The 15,486-nt window shown below is 27.2% G+C and carries 16 protein-coding genes; 8 read left to right on the top strand and 8 right to left on the bottom strand.

Annotated features, from left to right (window positions below; translation table 11 throughout):
- Window positions 1-8 precede the first annotated feature (8 nt).
- A complete protein-coding gene (thrB, locus tag ACTG46_RS11595; RefSeq protein ID WP_054276908.1) occupies window positions 9-902 on the top strand; it encodes a homoserine kinase in 894 nt (297 codons plus the stop codon).
- Between the two features lie 126 nt (window positions 903-1,028).
- Window positions 1,029-2,087: an NAD(P)H-dependent flavin oxidoreductase gene (locus ACTG46_RS11600; RefSeq protein ID WP_079740360.1), complete on the top strand. Its 1,059-nt coding sequence runs from the start codon at window positions 1,029-1,031 to the stop codon at window positions 2,085-2,087.
- 165 nt (window positions 2,088-2,252) lie between these two features.
- Here ACTG46_RS11600 and ACTG46_RS11605 read toward each other — a convergent pair whose 3' ends face one another.
- A complete protein-coding gene (locus ACTG46_RS11605) occupies window positions 2,253-2,765 on the bottom strand; it encodes a flavin reductase family protein (protein WP_054270585.1) in 513 nt (170 codons plus the stop codon).
- Window positions 2,766-3,284: 519 nt separating this feature from the next.
- Here ACTG46_RS11605 and ACTG46_RS11610 point away from each other — a divergent pair.
- The gene (locus tag ACTG46_RS11610) at window positions 3,285-4,220 is read left to right on the top strand and encodes a magnesium transporter CorA family protein (protein WP_021384983.1); all 936 of its coding nucleotides are present in this window, start codon (window positions 3,285-3,287) and stop codon (window positions 4,218-4,220) included.
- A 91-nt stretch (window positions 4,221-4,311) separates the two neighbouring features.
- Here the strand turns inward: ACTG46_RS11610 and ACTG46_RS11615 are convergent, their stop codons facing one another.
- On the bottom strand, window positions 4,312-6,183 hold the full coding sequence (locus ACTG46_RS11615; RefSeq protein WP_479922850.1) for a tetratricopeptide repeat protein: 1,872 nt from the start codon (window positions 6,181-6,183) through the stop codon (window positions 4,312-4,314).
- Window positions 6,184-6,374: 191 nt separating this feature from the next.
- Between ACTG46_RS11615 and ACTG46_RS11620 the strand changes: the two genes are divergently transcribed.
- Both ACTG46_RS11620 and ACTG46_RS11625 read left to right on the top strand, forming a co-directional pair.
- The gene (locus ACTG46_RS11620) at window positions 6,375-7,301 is read left to right on the top strand and encodes an AEC family transporter (protein WP_479922851.1); all 927 of its coding nucleotides are present in this window, start codon (window positions 6,375-6,377) and stop codon (window positions 7,299-7,301) included.
- Between the two features lie 138 nt (window positions 7,302-7,439).
- Window positions 7,440-7,586, top strand: coding sequence for a hypothetical protein (locus tag ACTG46_RS11625; protein ID WP_167640550.1), 147 nt, complete (start codon window positions 7,440-7,442; stop codon window positions 7,584-7,586).
- A 109-nt stretch (window positions 7,587-7,695) separates the two neighbouring features.
- Here the strand turns inward: ACTG46_RS11625 and ACTG46_RS11630 are convergent, their stop codons facing one another.
- Together ACTG46_RS11630 and ACTG46_RS11635 are read right to left on the bottom strand one after the other, a co-directional pair.
- Complete coding sequence (locus tag ACTG46_RS11630; RefSeq protein WP_054276912.1) at window positions 7,696-8,220, bottom strand: GNAT family N-acetyltransferase; 525 nt, start codon at window positions 8,218-8,220, stop codon at window positions 7,696-7,698.
- 46 nt (window positions 8,221-8,266) lie between these two features.
- Window positions 8,267-8,491 carry a hypothetical protein gene (locus ACTG46_RS11635; protein ID WP_479922852.1) on the bottom strand — a complete coding sequence of 75 codons (225 nt, stop codon included), beginning with the start codon at window positions 8,489-8,491 and terminating at the stop codon, window positions 8,267-8,269.
- A gap of 195 nt (window positions 8,492-8,686) precedes the next feature.
- On the opposite strand from ACTG46_RS11635, the gene ACTG46_RS11640 reads away from it, so the two are divergent.
- Window positions 8,687-9,811 carry a DUF3810 domain-containing protein gene (locus ACTG46_RS11640; protein WP_054276913.1) on the top strand — a complete coding sequence of 375 codons (1,125 nt, stop codon included), beginning with the start codon at window positions 8,687-8,689 and terminating at the stop codon, window positions 9,809-9,811.
- Window positions 9,812-10,007: 196 nt separating this feature from the next.
- Here the strand turns inward: ACTG46_RS11640 and ispG are convergent, their stop codons facing one another.
- From ispG to ACTG46_RS11660, 4 genes are all read right to left on the bottom strand, one after another.
- Complete coding sequence (gene ispG / locus ACTG46_RS11645) at window positions 10,008-11,063, bottom strand: flavodoxin-dependent (E)-4-hydroxy-3-methylbut-2-enyl-diphosphate synthase (RefSeq protein WP_054270590.1); 1,056 nt, start codon at window positions 11,061-11,063, stop codon at window positions 10,008-10,010.
- 186 nt (window positions 11,064-11,249) lie between these two features.
- Window positions 11,250-12,254 (bottom strand): RIP metalloprotease RseP, encoded by a 1,005-nt coding sequence (gene rseP, locus ACTG46_RS11650; RefSeq protein ID WP_074179647.1) that lies wholly within the window; start codon window positions 12,252-12,254, stop codon window positions 11,250-11,252.
- Between the two features lie 12 nt (window positions 12,255-12,266).
- Window positions 12,267-13,421 carry a 1-deoxy-D-xylulose-5-phosphate reductoisomerase gene (locus ACTG46_RS11655; protein ID WP_479922853.1) on the bottom strand — a complete coding sequence of 385 codons (1,155 nt, stop codon included), beginning with the start codon at window positions 13,419-13,421 and terminating at the stop codon, window positions 12,267-12,269.
- A 165-nt stretch (window positions 13,422-13,586) separates the two neighbouring features.
- The gene (locus ACTG46_RS11660) at window positions 13,587-13,790 is read right to left on the bottom strand and encodes a helix-turn-helix domain-containing protein (RefSeq protein WP_021384994.1); all 204 of its coding nucleotides are present in this window, start codon (window positions 13,788-13,790) and stop codon (window positions 13,587-13,589) included.
- 176 nt (window positions 13,791-13,966) lie between these two features.
- Between ACTG46_RS11660 and ACTG46_RS11665 the strand changes: the two genes are divergently transcribed.
- On the top strand, window positions 13,967-14,692 hold the full coding sequence (locus ACTG46_RS11665) for a hypothetical protein (RefSeq protein WP_407963548.1): 726 nt from the start codon (window positions 13,967-13,969) through the stop codon (window positions 14,690-14,692).
- 130 nt (window positions 14,693-14,822) lie between these two features.
- Window positions 14,823-15,404 carry a hypothetical protein gene (locus ACTG46_RS11670; protein ID WP_479922854.1) on the top strand — a complete coding sequence of 194 codons (582 nt, stop codon included), beginning with the start codon at window positions 14,823-14,825 and terminating at the stop codon, window positions 15,402-15,404.
- The last annotated feature ends 82 nt before the right edge of the window (window positions 15,405-15,486 follow it).

Genomic DNA, 15,486 nt, shown 5'->3' on the forward strand with positions numbered 1-15,486 from the left:
TGATTGTTATGTTAGAGATTATAGTACCTGCAACAAGTGCTAATATAGGTCCAGGGTTTGATTGTCTTGGGATTGCATTAAATATATATAATAAATTTTATATTGAAGAAATTGAAAATGGTCTTGAAATAGAAGGCTGTGAAGATGCCTATAAAAACGAAAATAATTTGGTTTATACATCTATGAAGTACTTTTTTGATAGAGTTAAGCCAGACAAAATACCTACTGGCATCAAAATAAAAATTCAAAGTGAAGTCCCTATATGTAGAGGTCTTGGTAGTAGTGCATCTTGCATAGTAGCTGGTGTTATAGCTGCAAATGCTCTATCAAATGCTAATTTGGATAAATGCCAGTTGTTAAATATAGCATCAGAAATAGAAGGGCATCCAGATAATGTTGCCCCTGCTATTTTAGGAAATATGATTGTCTCTGTGACTGATAATGATAACATACACTACGATATTATAGAAATTCCTAACGAACTTAAATTTTGTGCAATGATACCTAATTTTAAGTTATCAACTGAAAAAGCTAGAGGTGTTTTACCAAAAGAAATACCTTATTCTGATGGTGTATTTAATGTCAGTAGGGTTGCATTACTTGTATCAGCTCTACTAAACAAAAACTTTGACCTTCTTAAAGTGGCTTGTCAGGATAAATTACATCAAGATTATAGAGGAACTCTAATTGAAAACTACAGTGATATTGTTGAAAAATCTGAGCAATTAAATAGTATTGGAGTCTTTTTAAGTGGAGCTGGGCCTACTATAATGTCTTTAATAAAAGAAAATGATGATAATTTTGTAGATAATATGAAAGACTACCTATCAAAATTAAAATCTGATTGGCAAATAAAAGAGTTATGTTGTGATTCTAATGGAGCTGTTTTAAATATTATATAATTATCATCTCATCTATAAAATATAACTACTCTTTTATTATAATTTGTAGTATAATAATTAGGACTAGGTAATAATATTAAGTATTATAATCTAGTTCTTTAAACATGTTTACATTGAGGAGGGATTATCATAAAAGAGTTAATAATTAGAGATTTAGTTGCAAAAGTTCCTATAATTCAAGGTGGAATGGGCGTTGGTATATCTAGATCATCATTGGCTGGTGCAGTTGCTAAGCTTGGTGGTGTTGGTGTAATTTCTGGGGTTCAAATTGGATATGATGAGGAAGATTTTGAAACTAACACTATAAATGCAAATTTAAGAGCTATAAAAAAACATATTTCTAGAGCTAAAGAAATTTCAAATGGCGGTATTATTGGTATTAATTTCATGGTAGCTATGAAAGAATATGAAACATATGTAAAGGAAGCTGTTAAAGCTGGTGTAGACCTTATAATATCTGGAGCTGGATTACCTAATAAGTTACCATCATTGGTAAAAGGAAGTAATGTAAAAATAGCTCCTATCGTTTCAACTGCAAAAGCTGCTAATGTAATTTTGAAGATGTGGGATAGAAAAGAAAAAACTACGGCTGACTTAATAGTTGTTGAAGGTCCAAAAGCTGGTGGTCACCTTGGATACTCTAATGAGGAACTTGATAACATAGATTCTATAGACTATGATAAGGAATTTGTTGAAATCTTAAAGGTTGCAAATACTTATGGAGAAAAATTTGGCAGAAACATTCCAGTTGTTGCTGCTGGTGGTATAACATCAAGTAGCGATGTTAAAAAATATATAGACATGGGAGCAAGTGGTGTACAAGTTGGTACAAGATTTGTTGCTACTTATGAATGTGATGCACATGAGAACTTTAAAATGGCATACATAAATGCTAGTGAAGACGATGTTCATATAGTTAAAAGCCCTGTAGGTCTTCCTGGACGTGCTATAAGAAATAAATTTATAGAAGAAGTTAAAATAACTCGTCCAGAAATAACAAAATGTTACAATTGCTTGATTCCTTGCAATCCAAAAGAAACTCCTTACTGTATTTCTCAAGCTTTAATCAATGCAGTTAAAGGAGATGTTGAAAATTCACTTTTATTTTGTGGAAATGATGCATATAAGATTGACAAGTTAAGTAGTGTTGAAGATGTTATCAATGAATTGATTTCTGAGTTGTAATTTAAAGAGTTATAATTTGAAATTTTATAAAGCTAAGGAGTTTATATATGTTATCGATTAATCTTTGTTAACATATTTACTTCCTTAGCTTTTTTATATGTTTTTATATATCAATATATTTTTTGTAAATCTCCTATTCAACTCAATGTAATAGTAGTCTTATATTTAATCTTCTTTTACAAGAACATTAGTTATTTCAGCTATATATAAAGTGTGGTAATCCTTTTGTGGATACCATCTTCCATCTATACCTTCAGCAATAAAACATTGAGGCTCTATTTTCTGACTATACATCTTTTTACATATAATAGCCATCTTTGCTTCTTTAAAATAAGGTGTCTCATTTAAGTGTTCTATATTAAATCCAATTTGTGATATCTTATCCTCTTCTCTACCAGATACTTTACCACAATATGAAAGCTCTTTACGGAAATCTTCATCAAAAAAAGTAAGAGAAAATTTATCTGTATTATCTATAAACTCCTTAGTATAACGTTGTGGTCTTATTACTACAAAGGCAACATCTTTTCCCCACATAACTCCAAGACCTCCCCAACTAGCAGTCATGGTATTTACTTTGCCTTCTTTTTCTGCTGTTATAAGTGTCCAGTCTTTCCCTATCAATCCAAATGGATTATTTTTAATATCTTCTGCTACAATTTCTTTAAATTCACTCATATCTCAATAACCTCTCATTCTCTTATATTTATGGTACTCTTATTTTCGTTACAAATTATAAATAAAATTTACTTTTGAAAATAAAATACCTTATTTTAAATATATTATTGTAAATAAGTAAATATATAAACACACACTTATTTTTTTAATATATTTAATATTTTCACTCAGAATATATATATTCTTTATTTAAGTTAAATATAACTGTTGTATTTAACATGTAAATTGTGGTAAAAATATTATTTAATCAAATCAAAACTTGATTTATATACCTGGAAAAGGTATTATATTAAAGAGTGCTTAAAATACGAATTTAGTATATAGGTATATAAAATAATAAATAAGGAGAGTGATGGGCAATGGATACTAGTCCGTTGCGGAGAGAATTTTTTACAATCTCATCACTTAATAATATCTAAAATCAAAACTAATACATATATTCAGTTATATAAATTAGCTAATTAATAGATACTATTAAATGATGAGATTTATATAAAACTGAATAAAGGATGTGTTGCCATGATAAGATATTACAAAACTATAGATTCAAAATTAGAGAAACTTAGTTTTTTTGAAGATGGCTGTTGGATAAATCTTGTTGAACCTAATCATAGCGAAATCAACGAAATTTCTAATTTATTGAATATAGATGTAGAAAACATAGAATCTGCACTAGATGAAGAAGAACGCTCAAGAATAGATGTTGAAGACAATCATACTCTTATACTTATAGATATACCAGTAGACGAAAGTGACTCTAATTCTTCTCATTATACTACAATACCCCTAGGTATTATAATAACTAAAGAAGCTATTATAACCGTTTGTAATGCACAGACTAAGATTTTAAACGACTTTATAGTTGGTCATATTAAAGATTTTTTTACATTTAAAAAAACTCGCTTTTTACTTCAAATTCTTCATAAAAATGCAGCTTATTATTTGCACTACTTAAGAAAAATAAATAAGATGACAATCATAATAGAGCGAGAAATTTACAAATCAATGAAAAATAGAGAATTAGTTCAATTATTGGAATTAGAAAAGTCTTTGGTATACTTCTCTACTTCATTAAAATCTAATGAACTGGTTTTAAACAAAATGGTTAGAACTGCTGGTATAAAGAAATACCCAGACGATGAAGACCTATTAGAAGATGTTATAGTCGAAAATAGACAGGCTCTTGATATGGCTAAAATATATGGAGATATATTGAGTAGAATTATGGATGCTTTCAGTGCAATTATAAGTAATAATCAAAATAATGTTATGCAAATTTTAACAGTAGTTACACTAATTTTCTCAATACCTACAATAATATCAGGATTCTTTGGTATGAATGTTATCAATATGCCATTTTCCAATAATCCAAATGGATTTTGGATAATTCTGCTTATTACCTCTATAATATGTATAGTGATTACATTTTTCATGTCAAGAAATAAGCTATTATAAAATATTTATTAAAAAAGCCATTAGAATTAATTGATTTCATTTATTCTAATGGCTTTTATATATTTAAATTTATAGACTCTTATAACGTTTTTTAGTTATCGTGTTCTTCATCTATAATCATTTCAGTTTCAAGACCTTCTAACATAGAATCTAAACTCTCTTTTATATTTAATATATAAATTGGCACATACTCTTCTTCGTCAATTACTTCCTCTTGTAGTTTAAATGGAGGAATTAATACTTCATCAAAGTTTATATTTAAATTAGGGAAATTTTCTACTATCTCTTCACAATTATCATATCCTTCATTAGCTAAAGAAGTATACATATCTAAACTTTTTTTATAATAAAGGCCTGCAAGCATATACTCACACTTCTTACTTCCATATTTAATACCTTCTTTATAATATTTCTCAGCTTCTACATCATCATTTAATTTCAAATAAATTTGTCCTAAATTATAGATTGATTCAACACAACCTTGTGCTCTAGACTTTTCATACCAAAACTTAGAATTTACATAGTCTTTATAGAACATATCATAAATTAATCCTACCATATGTTGAGCATACACATTATTTTCATTAGCAGGTGTATCAAACATCATCTTAGCTTCTTCTAATTTTCCTTCTCTAAAGTAAATTCTACCTAAGTGTATACGAGCATTCATATGACTTTTACTACTTGCCATCTCAAAATATTTTCTAGCATTTTTTGTATTTCCTAGATTTTCATATATACATCCCAATCTATAACTAGACCTAGTATCTCCATTTTCAGATGCTTTCTTATACCAAATTATAGCTTCTTCGATATTATTTAAATCCTCATAGATATTTCCTAATTTGATTTGACAAGATGCATTATTAGGAATCCTTGAATAGTACGAAATTGCTTTTTCTATATCTTGATTTTGATAATATAAATCTCCAAGATTCTCAAGTGAGCTTTTACATCCAACAGCTATAGCATCTTCATAATATTTAATAGCATTTTCATAATCTTTTTCTTCAAAATATATACCTGCTAGATTATTTTTTGCCTCTGTTATATCATCTTCTGCAGCCATTTTGTAATAAATCTTTGCTTTTTCTATATCATTTTCCCTATTATATAAATTAGCAAGTCTATATTTAGAAAGTGTATGATTTTTTTCTATTGCTTTCTCATAATAATAAATTGCATCTCCTAGTTCTTCTTTTCTATCGTATACATATGCAAGTCTGTATTCAGATTTTACATCTTCTCTATCTGCACTTTTTTTATAGTACCTTTCTGCTTCTTCTAAATTATCATTTATTTCCATAATCATACCTAAGTTAAAACAACCTTTCATATGACCTGATTTATACAATTGTTTATATAGACTCACTGTCGATTTGTTATCTTTCTTTTTTCCATTTAATATTGCTAAATTATATTTTGCATCATCATCTAAAAGTACAGAGCCTTTTTTATAATACTCATATGCTTCATCATCCTTCTCCAAAAAAGTATATAATACTCCTAGATTAAAACAAGCTTTCCCTAAGTTATTGTCTGCTGCTACTTTTAACCATTTTTCACTTCTTATAAAATCCTTCATTTTAAAATGGCATACACCCAAATTATTTTGTGCTGGTAAATACCCTAAAGTTGCTATCTTTTCATACCAATATATGGCATACTCATAACCATCCAATCTATAATACATATTACCTAAATCAAAAGCGGCATCCTCACTTCCATTTTTATATGCCATTGAGTACCATTTTTCGGCTTCTTTAAATTGTTTTTTACTTTCATATATATTTCCCAAAGTATATTGAGACTTTACATAATTATCTAATGCTGCACTCTTATATAATTCTATTGCACTTTCTGTCTTACCCATCTTTTCAAGAAGAGCCCCTTTAGTATGTATCACTTTCGGGTCACTAGATATATTTTTTATTTTTTTTATAGAAAATTTTGTATTTTTCATTATTAGCTACCTACCCATTTTATAAAATATAATCTCTCAAACATTATTATACATTATAATCCATAATTAATGCTATAATATTGAATTTTTACCTTTTGTCACTATATTGTAACATTAGATTTTAAATTTTATAATCATTAGATTTTATTATATAATTGGTATATAATGTATATATAGGGAGGGTACATTTTATGAACTTCAGCAATATTTTTATTCAAGTGGCAGTTTTATTTATAATTATTTTAGTTGGATATTTTGTCAGAAAATTCAACTTATTAGATGACCACTGCACATCTAAACTTTCAAACTTGACAATGACGGTTTTTTTGCCATCAATGATAATTAGCTCCATGCAAATTAACTTTGATAATAAAATGATACAAAAAATACTATTGTTATTATTTACATCTCTGATTATGTATATGGTCTCAATTATAATTGCATTTTTATTAAAATACATTTTGAAATGCGACAATAAAAAAGATTTGGGGATATATCAGTATATAGTTGTTTTTTCAAATGTTGCTTTTATGGGCTATCCTGTAATTGAAGCTGTTCTAGGCCATGAAGCGATATTCTATACTGCTATATTCAATCTACCATTTAACTTGTTTTCTTTTACTTTAGGAATTTACCTTCTATCTAAAGGTAGTACAAACAAAAGTTTTTCAATGAAATCACTTATAAGCCCTGCTACAATAGCTGTGGTTATTGGACTTTTTCTATTTATGACAGGACTTAGATTACCTCAATTTATAAATGACCCGCTTAAGATGTTAGGAAACATCACTACACCAATATCAATGATTATCATTGGAAGTTTACTTGCTAATTCTTCAGCTCTAGATTGTTTTATCAATAAAAAATTATATCTAGTCACTTTTATAAGATTATTAGTACTTCCTGTGATTGTATATTTTATTCTAAAGGGATGGATAGATGATAAGATGATTTTAGCTATACCAGTAGTAATTTCTTCAATGCCTGCCGCTGCAAATACTGCTATAATGGCTAATCAATATGATTCCAATATAACATTAGCTTCACAATGTGTGTTTTTTACAACACTATTTTCAGTTATATCTATACCTTTTATAAGTATTTTATTGTTATCTTGATTTATTCTTTTATGTATTATATAATAACATATTCAATAAATTACAAATATAAACATTTTATTGTAGCATATTGATGGAATTTTTTCCTAGATATTTGTCAATAATATCTATATGTATTATAGAATAGGAGGCTTAAATATGGATTTAGATTTACTCTTTAAAATAGTATTTGCTATAGTTGCTATAGGTGTTTCTGTAAAAATTATAAAGACTGTTGCTAGTCTAGCTTTTAAAATAGCTTTGATATTGCTAATAATTTTATTTGTATATAGAATGTTTTTATAAACATTTAAAAATAAGTTTTTTAATATAATAGAGAAGTAGAATAAATTATCTTTAATGAAAATTTATATTAAAGACAATTTATTCTACTTCTCTATTCCTATCAGACTCTTTAAATCAAATTTTTATTATATCTTCCCATAACATAGGTATCTTCAAATTTTCCATCTCTAATTACAGCATATCTTTTAATACCCTCTACTTCAAAACCTAACTTTTTATATAAATTTAAACCCTTTTCATTGTCCACAATTACTTCTAATCCTACTCTAGCTAACATAATCCAATTATCTGCTATATCTAAAAGCTGCTCTATTAGTTTTTTTCCTACTCCTCTTCTATGATAATTCTCATCCACAGTTATTCCTAATTCTGCACTATGTCTTAATCTTGGAGAGGAATTTACATGTAAACCAGCAAAACCTATTACAGTTTTTTCCCCATTGTTATCAATCTCAGCAACAAACATGTAATCATTTTCTCCTAAAGAATTCAACATAGTTATAGTTTTATCTACTCTATCACTCATTAAAGCCAAAGTATTTCTCATAACACCATATGTCCTTCTCATTTCATTAACAGCTTGTGCATCTTCACTCCTTATAGGTCTTATTATTATATCTATAGGATTACTCATATTAAATTCCCCCTACTAAAAAAATTTTATTTAAATTTTATAATCCTTATTTTATACTATTTAAATCTATGTATGCTTCTATTTGAGGCACATATATCATATTATCTTTTGTATGTGTACTTCCAAATTCTTTTAACTCTACACCTTCTTTATCTTTAGTTATTTTATATCTAATTGACTCTTTTCCTTCAATTAATTCTGCATGAAAAAACATGCCTTCATATTGCTTGAATCTAAAATTAAAGTTATCTTTAGTAAGTTTTATTACCATATTTTTATCTACTCCTTATATAGTTAATATTTTTTATTATTATTAGTTGTATACATATTGTTTATTCATATTAATATATTATAACTTATCATTAATTTAGTATAAAGTTATAAATACATATATATACTTATTTTACAACATATCTCCAATTGATATATAATATGTTTATATAAACTAGAGTCTGTGAGGTGAAATATGAACAAAAAAGCAAAATATTTTTCTTTAATTCTTTTTCCTATTGCTTTACTTTTAAATTTTATAGCAAGTAAAATCCCACACATTGTTGAAAAATATTACTCTCAAGCAATAGATAAAACAATTGTACAAATATTGAGTAAGATTTCAGGAATTTTCCCATTTTCTCTATATGAAATAACAATGTACATAATCGTTATATCTATCGTTTTATTTTTATGCTCTACTATATTTACGATTTTCAATAAGAAAAAAAATTTTAAAATATTTTTAAAGAATGCTATTTTAAATATATTATCTATTGTATCAATAGTATACTTTCTTTTTATAGTGCTTTGGGGGATAAACTATAATAGGATTCCACTTGAAACTACCCTTATAAATCAATATAATTTAGAAAATAAGAGCTCTATTCAACCAAAGCAACATAGTGCTAAAGAACTTACTAAATTATATAAATTTCTTGTAACTAAGTCAAATGAAACTAGAAAACTCACATTACAAGATAAGAATGGCGTTATAAAATCTAATACAGATTATAAAGGTGTGATAAATAGAGCTCAACTAGGATATGATAATGTTCTAGATATATTACCTAGTGTTAGTGGAAGTTATTCTAAAGCTAAGTATGTTATTTCATCGAATATTATGTGCTATACAGGAATAACAGGTATATATTTTCCATTTACAGGTGAGGCAAATGTAAATGTAGCAATACCTGACTTGTATATTCCTTGTACAGTCGAACATGAAATGGCACATCAAAGAGGATTTGCTAGTGAAGATGAGGCTAATTTTATAGCATATCTTACATGTATAAAACATCCTAATATTGATTTTAACTATTCTGGTTATATTTTAGCTTTAAATTATACTGCTTCTGCCTTAAGTAGGATTGATTATAATGCCTATGTTGACATATCTAAAGGTATTTCAGACTCAGTCCTTAGAGATTTAAAAAATGAAAGTGAGTTTTGGCAAAAATATGAAGGTAAAATTGATGAAATTTCTAATGAGTTCAACAATTCTTATTTAAAAGCTAATGGTGTTGCTGAAGGTACTCAGAGCTATGGTAAAATGGTCGATTTATTGCTAACTTATTATGAATTATATTCATACAATTAAACAAGACAATTAAAAACGCTCTTAACAAGATAACAGTTGTTAAATTAGCTGTTTTTCATTTAAATCAGAATATATATTTCTTTATATCTATTAAAGTTTCTCAAAGTAAAAGTGGCTAGATGATTAAAATACTCTAGATAAAATCTAGTCTAAAAGTATTTAAAAATCTAGCCAATTAAAATCTATTTATTTTATACTATAACTTATCAATCTCTTCTAGTAACTCATCAACTAACTTATTACCATCAATCATTCTTACTATTTCTCCCTTTTTAAATAAAAGACCTTCACCTTTACCTCCAGCAATACCTATATCCGCTTCTCTAGCTTCACCAGGTCCATTTACAGCACATCCCATAATTGCAACAGTAATATCTTTTTCCATATTTCCAATCTTTTCCTCAACCTCGTTTACAACACTAATTAAATCTATATTACATCTACCACATGTAGGACATGATATAACCTTAATTTTATCATTCAAAAGTCCCAGACTTCTTAAGATTTGTTTACCAACAACAACCTCTTCAACTGGGTCTCCTGTCAAAGATATTCTAACAGTATCTCCAATTCCTTTAAGAAGTAGTGCTCCTACACCTATAGAAGATTTTATTGTTCCTTTATGGATACTTCCAGATTCTGTAATTCCAATATGAAGAGGATAATCAACTTTTTTTGATATTAATTCATATGCATCGACAGTTTTATAAATATCAGATGATTTTAGAGATATAACTATATTATGAAAATCTAAATCTTCAAGAATCTTAATATGACCCATTGCACTTTCAACTAATGCTTCTGCTGTTGCAGAACCATACTTTTTTAAAAGTTCTTTTTCTAAAGAACCTCCATTAACTCCAATTCTAATTTTCAGATTTTTTTCCTTACATTTCTCAACTACAGCTTTAACTCTTTCTATATTACCAATGTTACCAGGATTTATTCTAATTCCATCCACACCTTGTTCTATAGCTTCAAGAGCTAATTTATAATCAAAATGTATATCAGCAATAATAGGTATATTTACACTAGACTTTATCTTACCTATATTTTTAGCTGCTTTAATATCAGGAACTGCTACTCTAACTATATCACAACCAGCTTCCTCTAGTCTCTTTATTTGAGCTATTGTAGCATCTGCATCTCTTGTATCAGTGTTTGTCATAGATTGAATACTTATAGGGTTTTCTCCTCCTATTTTTATATTTCCTACACTTACTTCTCTAGTCTTTCTTCTCTCGTAACTCATATTCCACCTCTATATATTATTTTATATTAATTCTATTTAACTATTAAAAATACTCTAATCTACATATATATTATAAATTAAAAAGCTATATAGTTAAAGAAATAAGAATAAATATCGTATATTGAAATTTATTTATTCTCATTTAAAACTACATAGCCCTTTTCTTAATATCTATAAAAAACTAAATTATTGAAATAACCTTAATATATCTTTATATGTGATAAAAAGCATAAATAACATCAAAGCTCCAAAACCAACCACATTTATCATACCTTCTTTATTTGGGTCAAGTTTTTTACCACCTCTAACTGCTTCTAGTAATAACATAAGTATTCTCCATCCATCAAGGGCTGGTATTGGTAATAGATTTACTATACCTAGATTTAAACTTATTATAGCAGCTAAATACACTACATTTATAATACCTGTACGAGCTGCATCTGATACCATACCAATAACACCTACTGGACCTGCAACAGCATTACCAATTCCTCCTGGGACACGTCCTGTAACCATTTGACCTAAGAATGTCAACATTTGCTTCGTCATATCCACAGTAGTTTTACATGCATTTACAATTGAACCAAAAAAATCCTTCTCTCTTTGTGGTTGAATCCCTATTTCATACTTTCCATTATTGTTTTTAGGTGTTACATTTATAACCTTATCACTTCCATCTCTAGTTATACTAAGCTTCAATTCTCCACCAGAAGAAGTATTTATTATATTTGCGACTTCATCCCAAGACTTAACAGAATTACCATTAATTTTGTTTATTTTATCTCCTACTTGAAGCCCTACAGCCTGTGCAGGAGTATCTGGCATTATCTTCCCTAATTTAGTTGTTGGAGAACCTATATATAAAAATACTGGTACCAAAAGTATTGCTGCTAATATTATATTAAATATTGGTCCTGCTACAATAGTACTAAATCTTTGTAATATAGATTTATTTCCAAAAGAATTTGGACTTACTTGTTCTTCATCTTCACCTTCCATACTCACATATCCACCAATTGGAAGTGCTCTTATAGAATACTCTGTATCTTTTTTTACACTATATATCTTAGGTCCCATACCTATAGAAAACTCATTTACTTTGATACCACTTCTTTTTGCAAATATAAAATGTCCTAACTCATGTATTAATACAATTATACTAAATAGTATTAATGCAGCTATTATAGTCATAAATTCACCTTCCTATTTTTTTATCAGATTTGCAACATAAGCTCTACTCCATCTATCTGTTTCTAATATTTCCTCCAATGTTGGTTTACTTATGCTACTATGAACTTCTAAAGTCTTCTCTATGTAATATGGTATGTCATAGAAACCAATTTTATCCTCTAAAAATTCACTTACCAAAACTTCATTTGCTGAATTTAGAACAGAAGAATAAGTTCCTCCCATTTTTAAACATTCATAAGCCAATTTTAAACATGGAAAAGTCTCTAAATCTGGCTCTTCAAAAGTTAAAGTGCTAAATTTTGAAAAATTCATTCTTTCAAAGCTACTTTCCATTCTATCTGGATATGTAAGAGCATATTGTATTGGTAGTCTCATATCTGGACATCCTAATTGTGCTATTATTGAGCTATCTGTATATTGTACCATTGAATGGATTATACTTTGTGGATGAACTACTACATCTATATTTTCTCGTTCTACCCCAAATAGCCATTTAGCTTCTATAACTTCAAGACCTTTATTCATAAGTGTTGAAGAATCAATACTTATCTTTCTACCCATACTCCAGTTTGGATGCTTAAGAGCTTCATTTTTAGTTATATTTACAAGTTCATCTTTTTTCTTTCCTCTAAATGGACCTCCAGATGCTGTAAGTATTATCTTTTCTATGTTTTTTTTATTTTCTCCATTTAAACATTGAAATATAGCACTATGTTCACTATCAACAGGAAGAATATTTACATTATATTTTTCTGCCTCTCTCATTACAAGTTCGCCAGCAGTTACTAACGTTTCTTTATTCGCTAATGCTATGTCTATTCCCTTCTTTATAGCACAAAGAGTTGGAACCAAGCCTATCATTCCTACAACAGCAGTTAGAAGTACATCAACTTCATCAAGTGATGATATTATTTTTAGTCCTTCCATCCCTGCTAAAACTTCTATTTTTATATCTTTTGATAACATTTCTTTTAATTTTAATGCTTTATCTTCCTCAAAAACTGTTACGTATTTAGGTTTAAATTCTACTATTTGTTCTAGTAATAACTCAATATTACTATTAGCTGATATTGCAACTATCTCAAACTTGTCTCTATTTTCTCTGACTACATCTAAAGTTTGTTTACCTATAGAGCCTGTAGAGCCTAAAATTGATATCCTTTTCATATAATTAATCCTTTCTAATAATAAATATACCCTATCAAAACATTATAACACTACTAAAACAATTATTTTTACTCTTCATAGAAATTTCATGTAGTATATTCTACAAACCAAAATCAATCCATTATTTCTGTATTTTATAAAGTATTATAAAATATTTTAGTATTATTAAATGTCTCTTTTTATTTCAACAACATCCTCTATTTTACAGTCTAGTGCCAGACATATCTTCTCCATTGTATCCATAGAAACAGATTTATCATTTCCTAGTCTCCCTAAAACAGAAATACTTATACCTGATATATTTACAAATTCCATTTTCTTTATTTTTCTGTCAATTAATAATTTCCATAATGGAGCGTATGAAATCATATTATCACCTCGCAAAATATATTCTATCACATTTTATCTATTTTGGAAAATTTTCACCTATTTAGATAAATAATTCTTTTATAAATAGATATAAATTATAGTTTAGTAGAAATAAATATGTTAAAATAAATCAAAGTAATAGATTTAAAATTATACTACTAACAGGAGATGATTAAATGAATCAGGCTCAAAAAAGAAAACACAAATTTATAAAAAATCACTGGGATTTAACTGTCATAGAAAAAGAAAGAAATGTTGTTCGCATTATTCGTTACTTTCTAACAACACTTGCTATTGTTGCTTTTTTTCTTCCCACTAAGCTTAAGTTCTCTATATACATATTTATCTCATTATTTTGTTGGATAATGTATTTATTACTATATCCTAAAATGCCAATGGAAATGCCTAAAAAAAGTGACTTAAAAAAATATTATATACCATTTCCTTTCACTGCATGTGTATTGTCAATAATGATTCTTCTTCTATCTACAAATTTATTATATACATCCACAAAAGAGAGATTCACTTTTGTTTTCATTTATATGATAATATTATTTATACCATATATTTTAATGTTAATTTCAAAAAAAATAAGAGAGACAAAATTTATCATCTTATTAGTTCTCTTTTCTGCGTTCATTCTTAGTTTTTCTACAACACCAGCTTTAAATTATGTTGCCACATTGGATAAACCTGAAATTGAATTTGTAAAAGTGATTGATAAAGTAAGTATTTCTTCTCGTTCTGGAAAGGAACATTATTTTAAAATAGAGGCAGATAATAAAATAAAAAGAATGAAAGTTTCCAATAAAATGTACAAGTCAATAAATAGAAATAAATTAGTTAAACTTTGTAAAAGAAAAAGTATATTTGGTTATGAATACTGGGCATTACAAAACTAGAAAAATAGCTATCCAAAAAATACATACTATTGTATTGATTTAAAACTCATTATTATAATATTATATAAATCATATACAAATATTTAATTAAAAAATTTTAAAATTTATATTTTAGAAAAAAGGAGAAAATATGCCATATTTATTAAAAATTAATCAATTTGAAAGAAGCTACGATATAGGAATTTTTAAAAATGAACAATCGATATATAAATTTATTGAAAAAATACCATTTGTAAAAAGAGACAGTAGTAATTTTAATTATATAAATTACTATATTGAATTTAAAGATATCCCTGAATATTATGAAGTAAATTTCAACAATTATTTATATATTATTACTAGATTTTCATTCATACCAGATGATGGTGAGATATTTTTTAGCTGGAACGAAACCCATTGTTGGGATGAAAAAATTGCTAATGAAAAAACCTTTATAAATGGTGAAACATTGGTAGATTCATATAATTTTCCAAACAATGAAGTAAAAGACTATATACAAAAACGAGAATCATTATATAGAGAAACAAAAATATATTATGAGGAAAAAGGATTAAAAATTGAAAGGCATGCACTTGGCTCAGAAGACGGGGAATATGTTGAACTTGTAAATGATTCTATACTTTATTTACTAGATGTAGAGGCAGTTGAAATATGGGAACAAGCAAAAAATATAGAAGAATTTTTATATAAATATAAAAAACAGTTTGAATGATTTATATTTTTTGATGTACATAACTATGGATTGAGCTATTTCATATTTCATTAAATAGCTCAATCCATAAATCAATAAAAAA

Source organism: Clostridioides sp. LIBA-7678 (assembly GCF_056716065.1).

Bases quoted from the DNA above. Each gene is read 5' to 3' on its own strand.
- thrB (WP_054276908.1), top strand. From the start codon at position 9: ATGTTAGAGATTATAGTACCTGCAACAAGTGCTAATATAGGTCCAGGG.
- ACTG46_RS11605 (WP_054270585.1), bottom strand. From the start codon at position 2,765: ATGAGTGAATTTAAAGAAATTGTAGCAGAAGATATTAAAAATAATCCA.
- ACTG46_RS11610 (WP_021384983.1), top strand. From the start codon at position 3,285: ATGATAAGATATTACAAAACTATAGATTCAAAATTAGAGAAACTTAGT.
- ACTG46_RS11615 (WP_479922850.1), bottom strand. From the start codon at position 6,183: ATGAAAAATACAAAATTTTCTATAAAAAAAATAAAAAATATATCTAGT.
- ACTG46_RS11620 (WP_479922851.1), top strand. From the start codon at position 6,375: ATGAACTTCAGCAATATTTTTATTCAAGTGGCAGTTTTATTTATAATT.
- ACTG46_RS11625 (WP_167640550.1), top strand. From the start codon at position 7,440: ATGGATTTAGATTTACTCTTTAAAATAGTATTTGCTATAGTTGCTATA.
- ACTG46_RS11630 (WP_054276912.1), bottom strand. From the start codon at position 8,220: ATGAGTAATCCTATAGATATAATAATAAGACCTATAAGGAGTGAAGAT.
- ACTG46_RS11635 (WP_479922852.1), bottom strand. From the start codon at position 8,491: ATGGTAATAAAACTTACTAAAGATAACTTTAATTTTAGATTCAAGCAA.
- ACTG46_RS11640 (WP_054276913.1), top strand. From the start codon at position 8,687: ATGAACAAAAAAGCAAAATATTTTTCTTTAATTCTTTTTCCTATTGCT.
- ispG (WP_054270590.1), bottom strand. From the start codon at position 11,063: ATGAGTTACGAGAGAAGAAAGACTAGAGAAGTAAGTGTAGGAAATATA.
- rseP (WP_074179647.1), bottom strand. From the start codon at position 12,254: ATGACTATAATAGCTGCATTAATACTATTTAGTATAATTGTATTAATA.
- ACTG46_RS11655 (WP_479922853.1), bottom strand. From the start codon at position 13,421: ATGAAAAGGATATCAATTTTAGGCTCTACAGGCTCTATAGGTAAACAA.
- ACTG46_RS11660 (WP_021384994.1), bottom strand. From the start codon at position 13,790: ATGATTTCATACGCTCCATTATGGAAATTATTAATTGACAGAAAAATA.
- ACTG46_RS11665 (WP_407963548.1), top strand. From the start codon at position 13,967: ATGAATCAGGCTCAAAAAAGAAAACACAAATTTATAAAAAATCACTGG.
- ACTG46_RS11670 (WP_479922854.1), top strand. From the start codon at position 14,823: ATGCCATATTTATTAAAAATTAATCAATTTGAAAGAAGCTACGATATA.